The 16,924-nt window shown below is 73.2% G+C and carries 14 protein-coding genes and 1 pseudogene; 8 read left to right on the top strand and 7 right to left on the bottom strand.

The features are described 5' to 3' along the window. Positions 1 to 16: 16 nt before the first annotated feature. The 6 genes from ACFYSC_RS18450 to ACFYSC_RS18425 form a co-directional block, all read right to left on the bottom strand. Complete coding sequence (locus ACFYSC_RS18450) at positions 17 to 994, bottom strand: glycosyltransferase family 2 protein (protein ID WP_389962632.1); 978 nt, start codon at positions 992 to 994, stop codon at positions 17 to 19. Positions 995 to 1,229: 235 nt separating this feature from the next. Further along, positions 1,230 to 1,895, bottom strand: a complete 666-nt coding sequence (locus tag ACFYSC_RS18445) for a polysaccharide deacetylase family protein (protein WP_389962629.1) — start codon at positions 1,893 to 1,895, stop codon at positions 1,230 to 1,232. A 282-nt stretch (positions 1,896 to 2,177) separates the two neighbouring features. Next, complete coding sequence (locus ACFYSC_RS18440; RefSeq protein ID WP_389962626.1) at positions 2,178 to 3,098, bottom strand: NAD-dependent epimerase/dehydratase family protein; 921 nt, start codon at positions 3,096 to 3,098, stop codon at positions 2,178 to 2,180. A 504-nt stretch (positions 3,099 to 3,602) separates the two neighbouring features. Then, positions 3,603 to 4,652, bottom strand: a complete 1,050-nt coding sequence (locus ACFYSC_RS18435; protein WP_389962623.1) for a 2-oxoacid:ferredoxin oxidoreductase subunit beta — start codon at positions 4,650 to 4,652, stop codon at positions 3,603 to 3,605. Further along, positions 4,645 to 6,498: a 2-oxoacid:acceptor oxidoreductase subunit alpha gene (locus tag ACFYSC_RS18430; RefSeq protein ID WP_389962620.1), complete on the bottom strand. Its 1,854-nt coding sequence runs from the start codon at positions 6,496 to 6,498 to the stop codon at positions 4,645 to 4,647. The genes ACFYSC_RS18435 and ACFYSC_RS18430 overlap by 8 nt, the downstream gene beginning before the upstream one ends. A 449-nt stretch (positions 6,499 to 6,947) precedes the next feature. Then, positions 6,948 to 8,456, bottom strand: a complete 1,509-nt coding sequence (locus tag ACFYSC_RS18425; RefSeq protein WP_389962617.1) for a polysaccharide deacetylase family protein — start codon at positions 8,454 to 8,456, stop codon at positions 6,948 to 6,950. Positions 8,457 to 8,736: 280 nt separating this feature from the next. Between ACFYSC_RS18425 and ACFYSC_RS18420 the strand changes: the two genes are divergently transcribed. From ACFYSC_RS18420 to ACFYSC_RS18400, 5 genes are all read left to right on the top strand, one after another. Continuing rightward, complete coding sequence (locus ACFYSC_RS18420; RefSeq protein WP_389962614.1) at positions 8,737 to 9,117, top strand: NADH-quinone oxidoreductase subunit A; 381 nt, start codon at positions 8,737 to 8,739, stop codon at positions 9,115 to 9,117. 59 nt (positions 9,118 to 9,176) lie between these two features. Beyond that, positions 9,177 to 9,659 (top strand): NADH-quinone oxidoreductase subunit B, encoded by a 483-nt coding sequence (locus ACFYSC_RS18415; protein WP_218912147.1) that lies wholly within the window; start codon positions 9,177 to 9,179, stop codon positions 9,657 to 9,659. Continuing rightward, on the top strand, positions 9,652 to 10,371 hold the full coding sequence (locus ACFYSC_RS18410; RefSeq protein ID WP_389962611.1) for an NADH-quinone oxidoreductase subunit C: 720 nt from the start codon (positions 9,652 to 9,654) through the stop codon (positions 10,369 to 10,371). Before ACFYSC_RS18415 ends, ACFYSC_RS18410 begins: the two co-directional genes overlap by 8 nt. Before the next feature lie 265 nt (positions 10,372 to 10,636). Then, positions 10,637 to 11,590: an NADH-quinone oxidoreductase subunit NuoH gene (gene nuoH / locus ACFYSC_RS18405; RefSeq protein WP_362941735.1), complete on the top strand. Its 954-nt coding sequence runs from the start codon at positions 10,637 to 10,639 to the stop codon at positions 11,588 to 11,590. Positions 11,591 to 11,737: 147 nt separating this feature from the next. Further along, positions 11,738 to 12,679: a hypothetical protein gene (locus tag ACFYSC_RS18400; RefSeq protein WP_389962608.1), complete on the top strand. Its 942-nt coding sequence runs from the start codon at positions 11,738 to 11,740 to the stop codon at positions 12,677 to 12,679. 107 nt (positions 12,680 to 12,786) lie between these two features. Here the strand turns inward: ACFYSC_RS18400 and ACFYSC_RS18395 are convergent, their stop codons facing one another. Next, a complete protein-coding gene (locus tag ACFYSC_RS18395; RefSeq protein ID WP_389962605.1) occupies positions 12,787 to 14,688 on the bottom strand; it encodes a protein kinase in 1,902 nt (633 codons plus the stop codon). A 264-nt stretch (positions 14,689 to 14,952) separates the two neighbouring features. Between ACFYSC_RS18395 and ACFYSC_RS18390 the strand changes: the two genes are divergently transcribed. The 3 genes and pseudogenes from ACFYSC_RS18390 to nuoK form a co-directional block, all read left to right on the top strand. Continuing rightward, a complete protein-coding gene (locus ACFYSC_RS18390) occupies positions 14,953 to 15,909 on the top strand; it encodes a 4Fe-4S binding protein (protein ID WP_389962602.1) in 957 nt (318 codons plus the stop codon). Next, a complete protein-coding gene (locus ACFYSC_RS18385; protein WP_362941747.1) occupies positions 15,906 to 16,442 on the top strand; it encodes an NADH-quinone oxidoreductase subunit J in 537 nt (178 codons plus the stop codon). The genes ACFYSC_RS18390 and ACFYSC_RS18385 overlap by 4 nt, the downstream gene beginning before the upstream one ends. 1 nt (position 16,443) lies before the next feature. Then, positions 16,444 to 16,740: pseudogene (gene nuoK, locus ACFYSC_RS18380) on the top strand (NADH-quinone oxidoreductase subunit NuoK); the annotation flags it as partial. Positions 16,741 to 16,924 lie beyond the last annotated feature (184 nt).

Below are 16,924 nucleotides of genomic sequence, written 5' to 3'. Positions count from 1 at the left end.
GGTCTCCCGCCGCCGGTCAGTCGGCGAGCTTGCGGAGCCGGCGTGACGGCAGCAGCAGCGCCATGACCGACGCCCGCGCCGTACGGCGGCCGGCGAGCGCGCGGACCGCCTCGCCGAGGACGACCACGGTGAAGAAGAGGGACCCGGCGGCAGGGCCCCGGCGCCGCCGGAACAGCCGCACCCGGTTGACGGTGAGCAGCGCGGCCAGGGTGGGGTTGACGCCGGAGTCGCCGCCGATGTGCTCGAACACCGACGACGGCTCGTACCACAGCGTCCATCCGCGGTCCGCGGCGCGCAGCGCGAACTCGGTCTCCTCGCTGTAGAGGAGGAACGACTCGTCCCACGGGCCGATCTCCCGGATGAGGTCGGTGGAGACGAGCATGGCCGCGCCCGTCGCCCACGCGGCCGGACCGGCCCGCTCGTACTCCGCGGGGTCGGTGACCAGCTCCCCCAGGGTGCCGATCCGGCCCGCGAGGCCGCCGCCGATCACCGCCTCGGCCAGCGCCCGCCGTACGGTCGGGGTACGGCGCAGCGAGGGCTGCAGGCTGCCGTCCGGGTTCACCAGCCGCGGTACGGCGATGCCGCACCCGGGCCGCCGGAGGGCCTCGGCGAGGGGGGCCAGCGAGCCCGGCCGCAGCCGGCAGTCGGGGTTGACCACCAGCACCGCGTCGAGCGAGGCGAGGTCGAGCTCCGCGGGCTCCGCGGGCTCCGCGGGCTCCGCGGGCTCCGCGGGCTCCGCGAGTTCCGCGACCCCGGCGTTGACCGCCGCGGCGTACCCGGCGTTGCGACCGAGCTGGACGGTCCGGATCGGCAGGTCCGTCGCCTCCCCGGCGATCCGCAGCGAGTCGTCCCGGGAGGCGTTGTCGGCCACGACGACGCGCACGAGGTTCGTCCCGCGCGCACCCTCGGCGAGGGAGCGCAGACAGCCCGGGAGGACCTCCGCGCTGTTGTAGGTGACGACCACCACGGCGATCCTGGGGGCACCAGACGTCATGTACGGCTCATCGCGCCGCAGCGGGACGCCGTTACCGCGTTCCAAAAAGGCGCTGGGGCCCGCCCGTGGGATCCCGGAGGACGCCGGGGTCGTGATGAGGCTCCGTGGGACCGGTGCCGCCGGACGCCGGGGGTCGTGGTGAGGTTCTGCGCGGCCGGCGCCGCCGGACGCCGGGGGCGTGGCGAGGCTCCGCGCGGCCGGTGTGATCGGTGTGACCGGTGCCGCCGGAAGCCGGTCAGCCGCGGACCCGCTTGACCACCCGGGCGACCGCCCTGCGGGCGCGCAGCGGCAGCGGCGGGGTGCCGTCCACGACACGGGACGCCCAGCCCGGGTCGATGTCGTGCCGCAGGCTGTTGCGCGCCTGGAGCCAGGAACCCGGGCGGGCCCGCCCCCCGTCGCTGGTGTAGGCGCGGGTCACCCCGGCCCGTCTCAGCATGCCGAGCACCCGGCGGTCGTAGGACCCGAACGGGATGGCCACCCTCGTCACCGGCCCGCCCACCAGCTCACCGAGCAGGCGGTTCGCGCCGTCGATCTCCTCCCGCGCCCGGCCGGCGTCCAGCCGCCGCCAGTCGCGGTGGGCCCAGCCGTGCGAGCCGATCCGCATGCCCGCCGCGGCGAGCTCGCGGACCCCGTCGGCGTCCAGCCTGCCCGGTTCGCCCAGGAGCCCGGCCAGCACGAAGAACTCCGCGGTCAGGCCGCGTTCGAGCAACCGGGGGAGGGCGATCTCCACGTCGGAGGCGTTGCCGTCGTCGAAGGTGATGCGGACGTCGGAGCGGCCCGCCACGGCGTCGAGCACCCGCTCGAACCGTTCCACATCCACCCAGGTCTCGTCCTCGCCCTCGTCGAGCGGGCGGACGGCCGGGCCGACGCCGTGGACCGTGAGGTTGACGACCGACTCCACCAGCGTCCCCTTCTCCGGCCGGGGTCCCCGGCCACACCGGACGGCGGGGCGGCGTGCGGTCTTCCGGCTCCGTCCGGGTTATCGGGGCCGCCCGCGTCCCCCGTTACAGGCGGCGGACGCGGGACTGGCCGGGCACCGGGCCGACGCGGCCGAGGCGGACCGGGCGACCTCGGACGCTGCGCGGCACCGGGCGTCGCAGGACGTCTGCTGTCGCGTGGCGCCGACCGCCGGACGGCACCGGCCGCCGGACGGGCCGGGTGGGCCCCGGAAGGAGCCGGTGGATCAGGACGGACCCGGCGTGTCCCGGAACTCGCCGGCCCGCAACCGGTCGGCGTACCAGGCGACGGTACGGCGCAGGCCGTCCTCCAGCCCGATGACGGGTCGCCAGCCGAGCACGTCGGCGGTGGGGCCGATGTCGGCGATCCGGGCGCTGTCCAGCGGCCGGTCGGGGAGCGCGCCGTAGCGGGGGCGCGCCACGCCGCCGGTGATCCGGACCAGCAGTTCGGCGGTGTCGCGGATCGTCGTCCTCGTGCCCGAGCCGACGTCCAGGCTCCGGCCGGCCGCCTCCGGGGTCGCGGCCGCGGCCAGGAACGCCTCGACGACGTCGTCCACGTGGATCCAGTCGATCTCGCGCTTGCCGCTGCTCAGGGCCGGCTCCCGCCCCCGCAGCAGCGACAGCGCCATGTACGGCACCAGCCGGGCGAGGTTCCGCTCGCCCTGGCCGTAGACCATCGCGACGCGCAGGTTCGTCACGGGGACGTCCCACAGGCGGTGGAACATCAGGGCGTAGCCGCGCGCGGCCGACTTCGCGGCCGCGTAGGGGGAGGACGGCACGGCGTCGCCCTCGTCCGGGCGGAGCTCCTCCACCGACCCGGCCAGCACCACCCGCGCCCCGGGGTCCTCGGCGACCGCGGTCAGCAGGTTGACCACGCTCGCCAGGTTGGAGCGGAGCATCGTCGGGACGAGCCGGGGGTCGCGGGCTCCGGCGACCTCGCTGGCGAGGTGGAAGACGACGTCGGGCCGGACGGAGCGGACCAGCGCCCCGGCCGCCTCGGTGTCGCCGACGTCGGCGACGTGCCAGGTCCGGCCGTGCCCGGCCGTCCGGCCGGGTCTGCGGCTGACCGCGTGCACCTGCGCGCCGAGGGCGGCCAGGCGTTCCACCAGGCGGGTCCCGATGAACCCGGTGGCGCCCGTCACCAGCACGCGGCGATCGTGCCAGCCGGAGGACCCGGCGGACCCGGAGCCTCCCGGACCTTCGGAGCCCGTGAAGACACCGGAGCCCGTGAAATCCCCGGAACCCGTGAAGCCTCCGGAGCCCAGGGAGGCCGGGGAGCCCCCGGGGCGCTCGGAGCCTGGGCCCCCGGAGCCCGTGGAACCGCCGGGGCCCTCATCCCCGGGCGCGCTCGGCCGTTCGGATTCCGGGACGGTCGGCATGGGCGTCTCCCAGGGGTCGATGACGGCGCCGCCGGACGCTCCGGCCGGGCCTCGGAGGGGCACACGCGTTTCATACCGCAACGGACCCGGCGATGTGCCGGGTAACTGATGTATCGGGAAGTTCTCCCTGGTTCTTCAGTGAGAAAAGCCATGGGGCCGCCCCCGCATGGGAGCAGCCCCGTGGTTGTGCCTTCTTCCGCCGGCCTTCCGCCGGCCTTCCGCCGGCCCCGGGCTCCGGAGCCGCCCTCGGCGGCTCCTTCGCGCCGGACGCGGTCAGCCGATGCGCCAGGTGTCCCCGGCGAGCAGCAGCTCGTCCAGATCGCCGGGGCCGCCCTGGGCGGTGGCCTCCTCCAGCTGCGAGCTCATCAGCTCGTCGTAGCTCGGGCGGTCGACGCTGCGGAACACGCCGACCGGCACGTGCTCGAACGCCGGCTCGTCCAGCCGCGACAGCGCGAAGGCCAGCGACGGGTCGGCACGGTGGGCGTCGTGCACGAGGATCTCCTCCTCGCGCACCTCCGAGCGGGCGACGACCTCGATGCCGCCGTCGGCCGAACGGCGGACCGCCTTGGTGGCCGAGACGATCGGCTGCCCGTGCTCCAGCCGCAGCGTGATGTCGTCGCGCTGCGCCGGGTCCTTGAGCGGCTCGAAGGCGTTGTCGTTGAAGATGTTGCAGTTCTGGTAGATCTCCACCAGGGAGGTGCCGCGGTGCTCGGCGGCCTGGCGCAGCACCGACTGCAGGTGCTTGCGGTCGGAGTCGAGGGTGCGGGCCACGAACGACGCCTCCGCGCCGAGCGCCAGCGACACCGGGTTGAACGGCTTGTCCAGCGACCCCATCGGCGTGGACTTGGTGACCTTGCCGACCTCGGAGGTCGGGGAGTACTGGCCCTTGGTCAGCCCGTAGATCCGGTTGTTGAACAGCAGGATGTTGAGGTTGACGTTGCGGCGCAGCGCGTGGATCAGGTGGTTGCCGCCGATGGACAGCGAGTCGCCGTCACCGGTGATCACCCACACGCTGAGGTCCGGGCGGGAGGCGGCCAGGCCGGTGGCGATCGCCGGGGCGCGGCCGTGGATCGAGTGGAACCCGTAGGTGTTCATGTAGTACGGGAACCGCGACGAGCAGCCGATGCCCGAGACGAACACCATGTTCTCGCGCTTGAGGCCCAGCTCCGGCACGAAGGACTGGACCGCGGCGAGGATGGCGTAGTCGCCGCAGCCGGGGCACCAGCGGACCTCCTGGTCGGACTTGAAGTCCTTCATGCCCTGCGCCACGTCGGACTTGGGGACGAGGGACAGGCCCCTGCCGTTGGTGATGAGGTCACTCACTGTCGATCACATCCTGGATCACGCTCGCCAGCTCCTCGGCCTTGAACGGGAGTCCGCGCACGCGGTTGTAGCTGATGATGTCGACCAGGAAGCGGGCGCGCAGCAGCAGCGCCAGCTGGCCGAGGTTGATCTCCGGCAGCAGCACCCTGTCGTAGGCGCGCAGCACCTCGCCGGTGTTGGCGGGCAGCGGGTTGAGGTGGCGCAGGTGGGCCTGGGCGACCTTGCCGCCGGCCTTCCTGATCCGCCGCACCGCCGCGGCGATCGGGCCGTAGGTGGAGCCCCAGCCCAGCACCAGGACCCGGGCGTCGCCGTCGGGGTCGTCGACCTCCAGCGGCGGGATGTCGGCGGCGATGCCGTCGATCTTGGCCTGGCGCAGCCGGACCATCTTGTCGTGGTTGTTCGGGTCGTAGGAGATGTTGCCGGTGCCGTCGGCCTTCTCGATGCCGCCGATCCGGTGCTCCAGCCCCGCGGTGCCCGGGATCGCCCACGGGCGGGCCAGGGTCTCCGGGTCACGGGCGAAGGGCAGGAACGTCGTGCCGTCCTCGCCGTTCGGCGCGGTGGCGAAGTCGACGGAGATGTCGGGCAGCTCCGCCGCGCTCGGCACCTTCCACGGCTCGGAGCCGTTGGCGAGGTAACCGTCCGACAGCAGCATGACCGGGGTGCGGTACTTCACCGCGATCCGGGCGGCCTCGACGGCCGCGTCGAAGCAGTCGGACGGGGTGGCCGGCGCCACGATCGGCACCGGCGACTCGCCGTTGCGGCCGTACATCGCCATCAGCAGGTCGGTCTGCTCGGTCTTGGTCGGCATGCCGGTGGACGGGCCGGCCCGCTGCACGTCGACCACGATCAGCGGCAGCTCCGTGGTCACCGCCAGGCCGACGGTCTCGGCCTTCAGCGCCACGCCGGGCCCGGAGGTGGTGGTCACGCCCAGGGCGCCGCCGAACGCCGCCCCGAGCGCGGCGCCGACGCCGGCGATCTCGTCCTCGGCCTGGAAGGTGCGGATGCCGAACCGCTTGTGCTTCGACAGCTCGTGCAGGATGTCGCTGGCCGGCGTGATCGGGTACGAGCCGAGGAACAGCGGCAGCCTCGCCTGCACCGAGGCGGCGATCAGGCCGTAGGCCAGGGCCTGGTTGCCGGAGATGTTGCGGTAGACGCCCGGGGCCAGCTTGGCCGGCTTGACCTCGTAGGACACCGAGAACGACTCGGTGGTCTCGCCGTAGTTCCAGCCCGCCTGGAAGGCCGCGATGTTGGCCTTGGCGATGTCGGGCTTCTTGGCGAACTTGGTCTCCAGGAACTGGATCGTCGCCTCGGTCGGCCGGTGGTACAGCCAGCTCAGCAGGCCCAGGGCGAACATGTTCTTGGAACGCTCGGCGTCCTTCTTGGACAGGTCGAAGCCCTCCAGGGCCTTGACCGTCAGGGACGTCAGCGGCACCGCGTGCACCCGCCACTCGGCCAGCGAGTCGTCCTCCAGCGGGCTGGCGGTGTAGCCGACCTTCTGGAGGTTGCGCTTGGTGAACTCGTCGGTGTTGGCGATGATGTCGCCGCCGCGCGGCAGGTCGGGCAGGTTGGCCTTCAGTGCCGCGGGGTTCATCGCGACCAGGACGTTCGGCGCGTCGCCGGGGGTGAGGATGTCGTGGTCGGCGAAGTGAAGCTGGAAACTCGACACGCCCGGCAGGGTCCCTGCGGGGGCGCGGATCTCGGCGGGGAAGTTGGGCAGGGTCGACAGGTCGTTGCCGAACTCCGCGGTCCCGGCCGTGAAGCGATCACCGGTGAGCTGCATGCCGTCGCCGGAGTCTCCGGCGAAGCGTATGATCACGCGGTCGAGTTGCTGAACCTGCTTGGTCACAGCTCAGTCCTCCTCGACGCGGTGGGGCGCCGTCGCTGGTGGCACGTTCTTCTTTCCATGCTAGATCCCTCGGGGTCACGCTTCGGGTGTTCCGCGTCCCGCACGGCGGAAAGACGCGTGCTCGCGTCACACGTCCTCTGCGGGTCGCGGAGTCGGGCTTCGGAGGGGGTCGTGAAGGGCCTGGGGGACGGTCACGACCGCGAGCGACCCCGACACAGCCCGGCGGTGATCCGGCACAGGTCGACGTGCAGGCGGCCGAAGAGGACGGTTGTGGTCACGATCCTCAACTATATGTCCCGCCTCGAGTCGGACTTTCTTCCCCGTGGCCGTCTCCCGGGGGCTCCAGGTCACGGCGTCGCCCGCCGGCCGGGGCGGCTCCGGCGACCGCTGTGCCGGCCGTACGGCGGCGGCGTGCCCGCCGGGCGGAGGGCCGCGGACGGAGCCGCCGGTCAGAGCATCGTCTGCCGGGCGAGGGCCCGGGCGCGGTCGCCGGACTCGGCGGAGTCGTGGACCGCGCCCGGCCGCATCCCGTGCGAGCCGTACAGCTCGGGGACGGTGACGAAGGTATAACCCTCGGCCCTGAGACGCCGCAGGACCTCGGCCGTGGCCTCGGCGGTCGACCTGCCCGTGTCGTGCATGAGGATGATCGCGCCGCGCGCGGCCCCCGCGACGGCCCGCGCGGCGACGTCCGCGGGGGTGGGGTCCTTGAGGTCGCCGGTGTCGACGCTCCACCGGACCACCGGCATGCCCAGCTCACGTGCGACGGCGGTGACCTGGTCGCCGACCTTGCCGTACGGCGGGCGCACCAGCGTGGGGACCTGCCCGGAGGCTTGGGCGACCGCGTCCCGTCCCCGGACGAGCTGGTCGGTGATCATGTTCCGGGACAAGGTGGTCAGGTCGCGGTGCGACCAGGTGTGACCGGCGACCAGGTGCCCCTCGGCCGTCATGCGCCGGAGCAGGTCGGGGCGGGCCACCGCGCTGGAGCCGACGCAGAAGAAGGTGGCCCTCGCGCCCTGCGCGGCCAGGGCGTCCAGCACCCCGGTGGTGCCGGCGCCGGGGCCGTCGTCGTAGGTCAGCGCGACGCATTTGGTCCTCGCGCAGTCGACGCCGCCGCCCGAGCTCACCGCGTCCGGCCGGCCGTCGTTCGCCTCCTTCAGGGCGGAGACCGGTGGCGGCGCTGCCCGGCTCTCCGCCTCCTCGACGGCCGCCCGCTGCGCCCGCAGACCGGTCGGCGACAGCATGGGCCCGGCGGTCCCGGCCGGTACGTACACCGCGACCCTGCCGAGGAAGGCCGGGCCGACCTGCGAGTCGTCGAACTCCACGACGAGGTCGCCGTGCATGTTGAAGGCGATGGAGTCGAAGATCTTCGGGTCCGGGGTGACCGCCTGCGGGTTCACCGCCGCTCCCCGGGCCAGCAGGCTCCGCCTGGCGAGCCGGGCCAGCTCGGTCAGGGCCGCGCGGTCCCGCAGGAGGGCGGCGGAGCCCATGGCGCGCTTGTCCACCCGGTCGTACCAGAGGGTGGTGCGGGACTCCGTCCAGCCGCCGCCGGCGGACTCGCCGGTGCGCAGCCGTACGCCGAGCACCTCGCCGGAGGCGGCGGCGAACTGCCAGCCCACGTTGAACTCGCCGCGGGGAGGCTGCCCCGCGGTGCCCTTGCGGCTCGCCCGCACGCTCCGGTCGAACAGGCCGAGCCGCTCGGTCACCGTACGCCGGAGCTCCTCGGTGAGGCGGGGGGCGTCCGCGACCGCGGGGTAGGCGGCGTGCATCTCCGGCCCGCCGGGGTCGCGCCGGGAGACGGTGCGGACGTCGAGCCCCCGCACCCGGGCGGGGGAGACGTAGTCGATCATCGTGGGCTCCGAGGGAAGGGGACCCTCGGCAGCGGGGGAGGTGACCGCGCCGCAACCCGCCACGGAAGCGACGACCAGTGCGATTCCTCCGGTGAGTCGGAGACTGGGCATGCGTGCCAGGCTAGGGGTGATAAATACCCGTTTGCCTTTTTTTGGGATAACAACGGAGAGGTTTTGGCCGCACGGAGGTTTCAGTTCGCCACGGGGTGACCGACGCCGCGGATGCTGATATAGCTGGTCGGAAGGGCGTGCGTGCGGGACCGTCGCGGGCTCCCGAGCCGGTGGAGGAGCGCGTGCGGGAGGGCCCGGCGCGAGCGTCCGGGGCCGATGGAGCGGTGCGTGCGGCAGGGTCCGCGCCGGGCGCGCCGACGAGGAAAGGGGAGGGGAGGCCGTGACCGTATCTCTCGGGTATCTCGGCTCCTACGCCGTGGTCCTCGCCCTGCTCGTGGCCGGGGTGCTGATCGTCGCCGGGGCGTTGTCCGTCAACCGGATGCTCAGGCCCGCCCGGCCGACCCCCGAGAAACTGGCGACCTACGAGTGCGGCGTCGACCCGGTGGGTGAGGGCTGGGCGCAGTCCCAGGTCCGCTACTACGTCTTCGTCTACCTCTACGTGATCTTCGCGGTGGACGCGGTCTTCCTCTTCCCCTGGGCGACGGTCTTCGCCGCCCCCGGGTTCGGAATGACGACGCTGGTGGAGATGTTCGTCTTCCTGGGGTTCATCGCGCTCGGCATCCTGTACGCCTGGCGTAAGCGTGTGCTCACCTGGGCCTGACGGCCGGTCGCCGGCCGCCCGGCACGGAAGGGAGAATGCATCACATGGCTGATCTCCCGATGCCCACCGTGGGGCCGGTCTCCCGGCTGGCTCCCAAACCCATGCGCTTCGTCCTCAACTGGGGCCGGCGCTACTCGCTGTGGGCGTTCAACTTCGGTCTGGCCTGCTGCGCCATCGAGTTCATCGCGACCTCGATGAGCAGGCACGACTTCATCAGGTTCGGGGTCATCCCGTTCGCCAACGGCCCCCGCCAGGCCGACCTGATGATCGTCTCCGGCACGGTGACCGACAAGATGGCGCCGGCGGTCAAGCGGCTGTACGAGCAGATGCCTGACCCGAAGTACGTGATCTCCTTCGGCGCGTGCTCCAACTCGGGCGGACCCTACTGGGACTCCTACTGCGTCACCAAGGGCGTCGACCAGATCATCCCGGTGGACGTCTACGTCCCGGGCTGCCCGCCCCGGCCCGAGGCGCTGCTGCACGGGATCATGATGCTCCAGGAGAAGATCGCCGCCGAGAATCTGGGTGACCGGTATGTCTGAGCCGTCGACCCCCGAGCCGCCCGCGCGCCCGGAGGCCGGAGCCGGGCCGTCGACCCCCGAGCCGCCCGCGCGCCCTGGACCCGCTCGCCGGGAACCCGGCGACTCCCCCGACCGGGCCGCGACCCCCGTGCGGGGCGATTCCCTCGACCGGGCCGCGACCCCCGTGCGGGACGCCCTCCTCGCCCGGTACGGCGAGCGCGTCCAGGTGTCGGAGTCCTTCGGCGAGACCACGGCCGACGTCCCGCCCGGCGACTGGACCGACCTGCTGGGGTTCGCCCGCACCCGGGGTTACGTGTTCTTCGACTGGCTGACCGCCGTGGACGAGCCGCCCGACGCCTTCTCGGTGGTCGCCCACCTCTACGACCCCGTGACCCGCGCCCACCTGCTGCCCCGCACCCGGGTGCCGCGCGCCGACCCCCGCCTGCCCAGCGCGGTCGGGGTGTTCCGGGGCGCCGACTGGCACGAGCGCGAGACCTTCGAGATGTTCGGCGTGGTCTTCGAGGACCACCCCGGCCTGGTGCCTCTGCTGCTGCCCGAGGGCTTCGAGGGACACCCGCTGCGCAAGGACTTCGTACTGGCCGCCCGGGTCGCCAAGGCATGGCCCGGCGCCAAGGAGCCGGGCGAGTCCGGCCACGGATCGCCGAGCCGCCGCAAGACGCTCCCGCCCGGCGTGCCCGCCGCAGGCTGGGGCCGCGACGCCGGGGAGCGGTAGCCGGGCCGTGCCGGGGTGACCGGTCGCGGCGAGGACGTCCGCCGGGATCCCCGGTCATCGCGACGGGGCCGTCCGCCGGGGGAACCGGCCGGTCGCGATGACCGGGAATCCCGGCGGCGGAAGCGATTCTCGCGGCGGCGGGGGTGCCGCGGGCCCCGCCGGGGCATGATGACCGGGAGACCCGCAGACCCGGCCGCCCCCGCCCGCGGGCGCGCAGGGCGAGAGGCCCGGCCCCGGCCCCCGGGGCGTGGCGTTGGGAGGCGTTATGGCCGTGGTGCTCGACGTCGCCGTCCGGCTGGCCGTGATCGTGGCGGCGTTCCTGGTGCTCCCGCTGATCGCCGGGCAGGCCGAGCACAAGGTCATGGCCCACATGCAGGCGCGTCTGGGCCCGATGCGCGCCGGAGGTTTCCACGGCTGGGCGCAGCTGATCGCCGACGGGGTCAAGTTCGCGCAGAAGGAGGAGATCGTCCCGGCCGCCGCCGACCGCCGGGTGTTCGCCCTGGCCCCCGCGGTGGCGCTGATCCCGTACCTCGTGGTGCTGGTGGTCGTCCCGGTCGGGCCCGGCCTGGTCGGGGTGGACCTCGACGCCGGGCTGTTCTTCGTCCTCGCCGTGATGGGGATCGGCGTGCTCGGCTCGATCATGGCCGGTTGGGCGTCGGGCAACAAGTACTCGGTGCTCGGCGGCATCCGCTCGGCCGCCCAGCTCGTCTCCTACGAACTCCCGCTGGTCCTGGCCGCCTCCAGTGTCGCGATGGCCGCCGGGACCCTCTCCCTGCCCGGCATCGTGGAGGCGTGGCGGTGGTGGTGGCTGCCCTGGCAGGCGATCGGCGCGGTCGTCTTCTTCACCGCCGGGCTCGCCGAGCTGCGCCGCCCGCCGTTCGACATGCCGATCGCCGAGTCCGAGATCATCATGGGCCCGATGACCGAGTACACCGGCATGCGGTTCGCCCTGTTCATGCTGGCCGAGTACGCCGGGATCATCGTGCTGTCCGCGCTGACCACGGTCCTGTTCCTGGGCGGCTGGCACGGCCCGCTGCTCCCCGGGCCCGTCTGGACGCTCCTGAAGATGGCCGCCCTGGTCTTCGTGGTCATCTGGGTCCGGGTGAGCTACCCCCGGCTGCGTGAGGACCAGCTCCAGAGACTCGCCTGGGTGGGACTGGTGCCGCTGGCGCTGGTCCAGCTCACGCTGACCGGGATCGTCCGTGTCCTGGCGGGCTGATCCCGGTGCGTCCGGCGGTTCCCGGGCGCCGTGGCCGGTTCCGGCCACGTGTCGCGCCACCGGATACGGCCGCCGGGATTTCAAAACGTGCAGGCTGGGCAGGGGGAGGACCCGCATGTGAGACGGCACGGCAATAGGACGGAACCGATGACCCTCGCACTCGCCGTGGACCACGACGACCTCGTCGTCGAAGTTCCGGAACACCCGCCGGTACGGCTGCCGCTCGCGGGCGGCACCCGGGTGTGCACGCTGCTGTTCTTCGGCTACCCGGGCCGGAGCAGGACCAGGTACGGCCTGGCGCTGCTCGACGAGTCCGGCCTGGTGATCATGCAGGCCCCCGGTCCCCGCTCGCGCTCCTACCTGGAGGCGTTCGCCCGGCGGAACGGCCTGACGTTCGAGGAGCGGCGGTTCACCACCGGCGAGGAGGCCCGCGTCGCGCTCGCCCGCCGGTCACCGGGGTGGCGCATGGTGGGCTGGCGCATGGCGCCCCCCGCCCTGCCCCGGCTGCGCGTCCCCGGCCCGCGGAGCCTGCGGCCCCCCAAGGGGCCCGCGCAGGTCTGGTGGCGCGAGCAGCTCCTGTACGCGCTGATGTGGCTGGTGCTCGCCTACGGCGCCGCCTTCGCCGCCCTCGTCGTCCTCAACATGACGAATTTCACCGACGTCACCCGGGGCATGGACACGCTCGGGATCACCTCCCTGGTGCTGGCCGGACTGACCGCCACCGGCGCCGCCGCCGTCTTCCTGGTCGGGATCGGCAGGCGGCGGACCCGCAGGCAGACCGCCGACAGCCGCGAGCTGCAGCGGCAGGGCAAGCCGCACTGCCGGCTCGCGGTGACGCACGACCGGCTGCTGCTGGAGACCGAGCGCAGGACCCGCGAGATCGAGGCCGACCGGCTGCTTCTCTACTCGACCGACTCCGGGACGACCGGGCTGATCGTCGGGGACGACCGGTTCCACCTGCCGGGACGCTGGGACCCGGAGGCGGCGCGCCGCTTCGCCGTACGGAACGGGCTGGAGCTGGAGACCCGGACGCTGAGCCGTGAGGAGTATCTCGACCTGACGAGCCGGGTCGCGGACGCGGTGCCCTGACCCGGAACCGGACCGTCACCGGCCCTCCCGCCGCCCGCGCTCCGTCCGCCGCCCCGCCGTCCGCGCTCCGGCCTCCGACCGTCCGCCGCCCCGTCGTCCGGTGATCGCTAGTGGACGATCCGCAGCATGATGTCGGCGGCCGTCGGCCGGCCCTCGGGCCGCTTGTCCAGGCAGGCGGCGGCCAGCGGGCGCAGCGACGACGGCAGCGAGGACAGGTCGGGGTGGTGGGTGATCACCCGGTTCAGGATCGCCGGGATGGTGTCCGCGCCGAAGGCCGCCCGGCCGGAGGCGGCGAAGATCATCGTGGACGCCCAGCTGAACACGTCGGACTCCGGGCCGACGGGCTTGCCGGAGATCTGCTCCGGGGACATGTAGGCCGGGGTTCCGATGACGCTGCCGGTGGCCGTGGCCGTCGCCTGGTCCAGGGCGCGGGCGATGCCGAAGTCGATCACACGCGGCCCGTCCCCGCCGATCAGCACGTTGGCCGGTTTGAAGTCACGGTGCACCACGCCCGCCCGGTGGATCGCGGCCAGCGCTCCGGCCGTGGCCAGGGCCAGCCGGGTCAGGCCGTCCTCGGTGCGGGGCCCCTGCTCGCGGACCAGCTCCTCCAGGGAGACCCCGTCGACGTACTCGCTGACGACGTAGGCCTGGTCGTCGGTGATGTTCACGTCGAGCACCCGGGCCGTGGAGAACGTCGCCACCCTCCGCGTCGCCTCCACCTCCCGGATGAACCGTTCCATGACCATCGGGTCGCCGGTGAAGTGCTCGTGCAGGACCTTGATCGCCACCTTCTCCCCCTGGGGGGTGAGCGCCAGGTGGACCGTGCCCTGACCGCCCCTGCCGAGGGTGCCGATCAGCCGGTACGGCCCCAGCCGGCCCTCCTCGCGGTCGCGGCCGCCCCGCGGTTCGCCGGACCGGGACCCCCACGGGGCGGCGGGCTCCCGGCCGGGGGCGGGGGAAGTCGGGTACGGCGCGGCGGCGGCCGGGGTGTGGACCGGGGTGTGCGACCCCGACGGCCCGTACGGCGTCACAGGGCCTGCTCCGTGCGACCCCGGGCCCGTTCCATGCGACGCCGAGGCCGCTCCGCGCGATGCCGGGCCGGTCCCGTGCGACGCCGGGCCGGTCCCGTGCGGTGCCGATGCCGGTCGATGCGAGCCGGGGACCGGCCCGCGCGTCTCGGGGACCGGTCCGTGTGACGCCGGGGCCGGCCCGTGCGCCATGGGGCCCGCTCCGTGCGAAGCCGGGACCGGCCCGGCCGGTGGTCCCGCCGGTCCCGCAGGCGTCCTCGGTGGCGCGTACGGGCCGGGCGGCGAGCCGTACCGCGACCCGCGGGAAGTCGGCTCGTACGGTTCACGCGGCTTGTGTGGTTCGTACGGCTCACGCGACCCGTACGGCTCGTACGGTTCACGCGACCCGTACGGTTCGTACGGCTCGTACGGTTCACGCGGCTCGTGCGGCTTGTACGGCGATCCGGGCGGTGGCTGGGCGGGGGATCCGTGTGATCCGTGCGATCCGTGCGGTGACCGGCGCGGGGCCTCGGACGGAGACCCGTGCCGCGAGGGACGCGTCGTCTCGTGCGAGGACCCGTGCCGCGCGCCGCGCGCCGTCCCGTACCGCTCGCCGTACGGTTCGTACGTCCTGTACGGCGTCACCGGCCGCGCGGAGCCGTCCCCCCGGAACACCGTGCCCCGGATGATCAGCGCGTGTCCCAGGCCGCCGATCCACGCGCCGAAGAAGCCGACCATCATCGTGGCGTCCAGCCAGGTGGGGATCAGCTCCGAGTCGCCGTAGGTGCCCGCCCCGACCATGAACGTCGCGACGCCGATGCCGTACAGGACGGTGGCGAAGGCCAGCCCGGGGCTGCGCAGGCGGCGCGCCGCGTGGCCGATGACGAACGGCGTGCCGATCCCGAAGGTGAACAGGGGCACCAGGGCCCAGGCCACGCTCCATCCCGTGGAGGGCCGCGGAGGCGTCTGCGGGTACCGGCCGGGGCCGTACTGGTGGGACATGCCGCGAACAATACGTATTTCCACCGTCAGTCGCAGTCTCCGCGGGTGTCCTTTCCGTATCGGCCTTCGGATGGGGTCCGATACTCGAACACACAGTCTGTGGATAACTTCTGTGGATAACTTTCCGGGCCGGATCGGTGTCCGATATGGGCGCTTTGCTGGGCGCCGCATTCCCGGGCGCGCTCCCATGCGTCATGATGTGGTGTTGTGGCACGGATACCAGGAGTGGGGCTGGCGAAAGGGCTCTCCGTCACCCTTCGCCACATGCTGAGCAGGTCGGTGACCCAGCAGTACCCCGACGTCAGGCCCGACCTGCCCGCCCGGAGCCGCGGGGTGATCGCCCTGGTCGAGGAGAACTGCACGGTCTGCATGCTCTGCGCCCGTGAGTGCCCCGACTGGTGCATCTACATCGACTCGCACAAGGAGACCCTCCCCGCTCCTGAGGGCGGCCGGCCCCGTGCCCGTAACGTGCTCGACCGGTTCGCGATCGACTTCTCGCTGTGCATGTACTGCGGCATCTGCATCGAGGTGTGCCCGTTCGACGCGCTGTTCTGGTCACCGGAGTTCGAGTACGCCGACGGTGACATCCGCAACCTCCTCCACGAGAAGGACAGGCTGGCGGCCTGGGTGCAGACGGTTCCGCCGCCCCCGGCCCACGAGCCCAACGCCGAACCGCCCAAGGAGCTGGCGGCCTCCTCGCGTCCCGCGCGTCCCCGCACCACCGCGGGGCCGGCCCGGCCGGGAGCGGGCGCGACCGGGACGCCGCCGGCGCCCTCCGGGCCGGCCGCGTCCCCCGCGCCGTCCGAGGCGTCCGCGTCTCCCGGGCCCTCCGGGCCATCCGAGCCGTCTGGGCTTCCCGGGCCGGGCGCTTCCTCCGGATCGTCCGCTTCCTCCGGGCCGTCTGGACCGTCTGGACCGTCCGCGTCCTCCGAGCCGGGCGGGGCGTCCGAGCCGCGCCGTCCCGAACGGAGGACCTCGACCCGGCGCGCGGACGTCCGGTCGATCCGTCCGCCGGGCGCGCTCCCGAAGAAGGACGCGCCTCCCGCCGGAGAGCCGCCCGGAGAGCCTCCGCGGAGTGGTTCCGGGCGCGACGATTCGTCCACAGGCGGCTCGCCCGCCGGAAAGTCATCCACAGAACAGGGTGGTGTGCCCCCGGACGAAGGCCCGGCGGAGCAGACTTCTGCCACGGACCAGGCTGAGGAGTCCGAGGAGGAGAAGTGACCGACGCGCCGTCCTATCTGTCACCGACCGGGCAGGAGATCGTCTTCCTGCTGCTCGGCGCGGTGGCGGTCGGGGCGGCGCTGCTGGTGGTGACCACCAGGCAGCTCGTCCACGCGGCGCTCTGGCTGGTCGTCACGTTCGGCGCGCTCGCGGGGTGTTACCTCGTCCTGACGGCGGAGTTCGTCGCCTGGGTCCAGGTGCTGATATACGTCGGCGCGATCGTGGTCCTGCTGCTGTTCGGCATCATGCTCACCCGCGCCCCCATCGGCAGGTCGGCCGACCTCGACAGCGGGAACCGTCCCGCCGCCGCGCTCGTCGCACTCGCCACGGCCGCCGTCCTGGTCACCGTCGTGGTCGACGGTTTCCGCACCGCCTACGCCCCTCTCCGGGCCGGCGGCGGTTCGGCCGGTGAGCTCGGCTCCAGTGTCTTCCGCAACTGGGTGCTGCCCTTCGAGGCGCTCTCCGTCCTCCTGCTGGCCGCCCTGGTCGGCGCCATCGTGCTGTCCCGCACCGACATCCGGGGGAGGGACTGACGTGCACATCGTCTATCCGGCGGTCGTCTCGGCACTGCTGTTCTCCATCGGCGTGTACGGCGTGCTCGCCCGGCGCAACACGATCCTCGTCCTGATGTCCGTCGAGCTCATGCTCAACGCGGTCAACCTCAACCTGGTCGCGTTCGACGTGTGGCTGCGCGACCGCCTGCACGCCGGCCAGGTCCTCACCCTGTTCGTCATCGTGATCGCCGCGGCGGAGGTCGGTCTCGGCCTGGCGATCGTCCTCGCCCTCTACCGCAACCGCCGGACCATCGATCTCGACCGCCTCCGCCTCCTGGCCGACGACCCCGCCGGATCCGCCTCTCCCGCCGAGTCCGCACCCACCGCCGGACCGGCCTCCGCCGGGTCCTCCCCGGGCTCCCAACCTGTCAGAACCGGGCCTCCGTCTCCCACCAGACCCGTGCCTCCGTCGTCTCCGGCCACCTCTCCGTCCCCGTCTTCCCCCAGGTCCGGTGAGGGCC

Source organism: Streptosporangium sp. NPDC004379 (assembly GCF_042873875.1).
Classification (GTDB): domain Bacteria; phylum Actinomycetota; class Actinomycetes; order Streptosporangiales; family Streptosporangiaceae; genus Streptosporangium.
Note: the sequence above shows the minus strand (reverse complement) of the source record. Positions and strands in the feature narration are given on the sequence as shown.

Excerpts from the sequence above, each read along its gene's own strand:
- ACFYSC_RS18395 (WP_389962605.1), bottom strand. The coding sequence starts at position 14,688 with ATGTCCCACCAGTACGGCCCCGGCCGGTACCCGCAGACGCCTCCGCGG.
- ACFYSC_RS18450 (WP_389962632.1), bottom strand. The coding sequence starts at position 994 with ATGACGTCTGGTGCCCCCAGGATCGCCGTGGTGGTCGTCACCTACAAC.
- nuoH (WP_362941735.1), top strand. The coding sequence starts at position 10,637 with ATGGCCGTGGTGCTCGACGTCGCCGTCCGGCTGGCCGTGATCGTGGCG.
- ACFYSC_RS18410 (WP_389962611.1), top strand. The coding sequence starts at position 9,652 with ATGTCTGAGCCGTCGACCCCCGAGCCGCCCGCGCGCCCGGAGGCCGGA.
- ACFYSC_RS18425 (WP_389962617.1), bottom strand. The coding sequence starts at position 8,456 with ATGCCCAGTCTCCGACTCACCGGAGGAATCGCACTGGTCGTCGCTTCC.
- ACFYSC_RS18415 (WP_218912147.1), top strand. The coding sequence starts at position 9,177 with ATGCCCACCGTGGGGCCGGTCTCCCGGCTGGCTCCCAAACCCATGCGC.
- ACFYSC_RS18390 (WP_389962602.1), top strand. The coding sequence starts at position 14,953 with ATGCTGAGCAGGTCGGTGACCCAGCAGTACCCCGACGTCAGGCCCGAC.
- ACFYSC_RS18400 (WP_389962608.1), top strand. The coding sequence starts at position 11,738 with ATGACCCTCGCACTCGCCGTGGACCACGACGACCTCGTCGTCGAAGTT.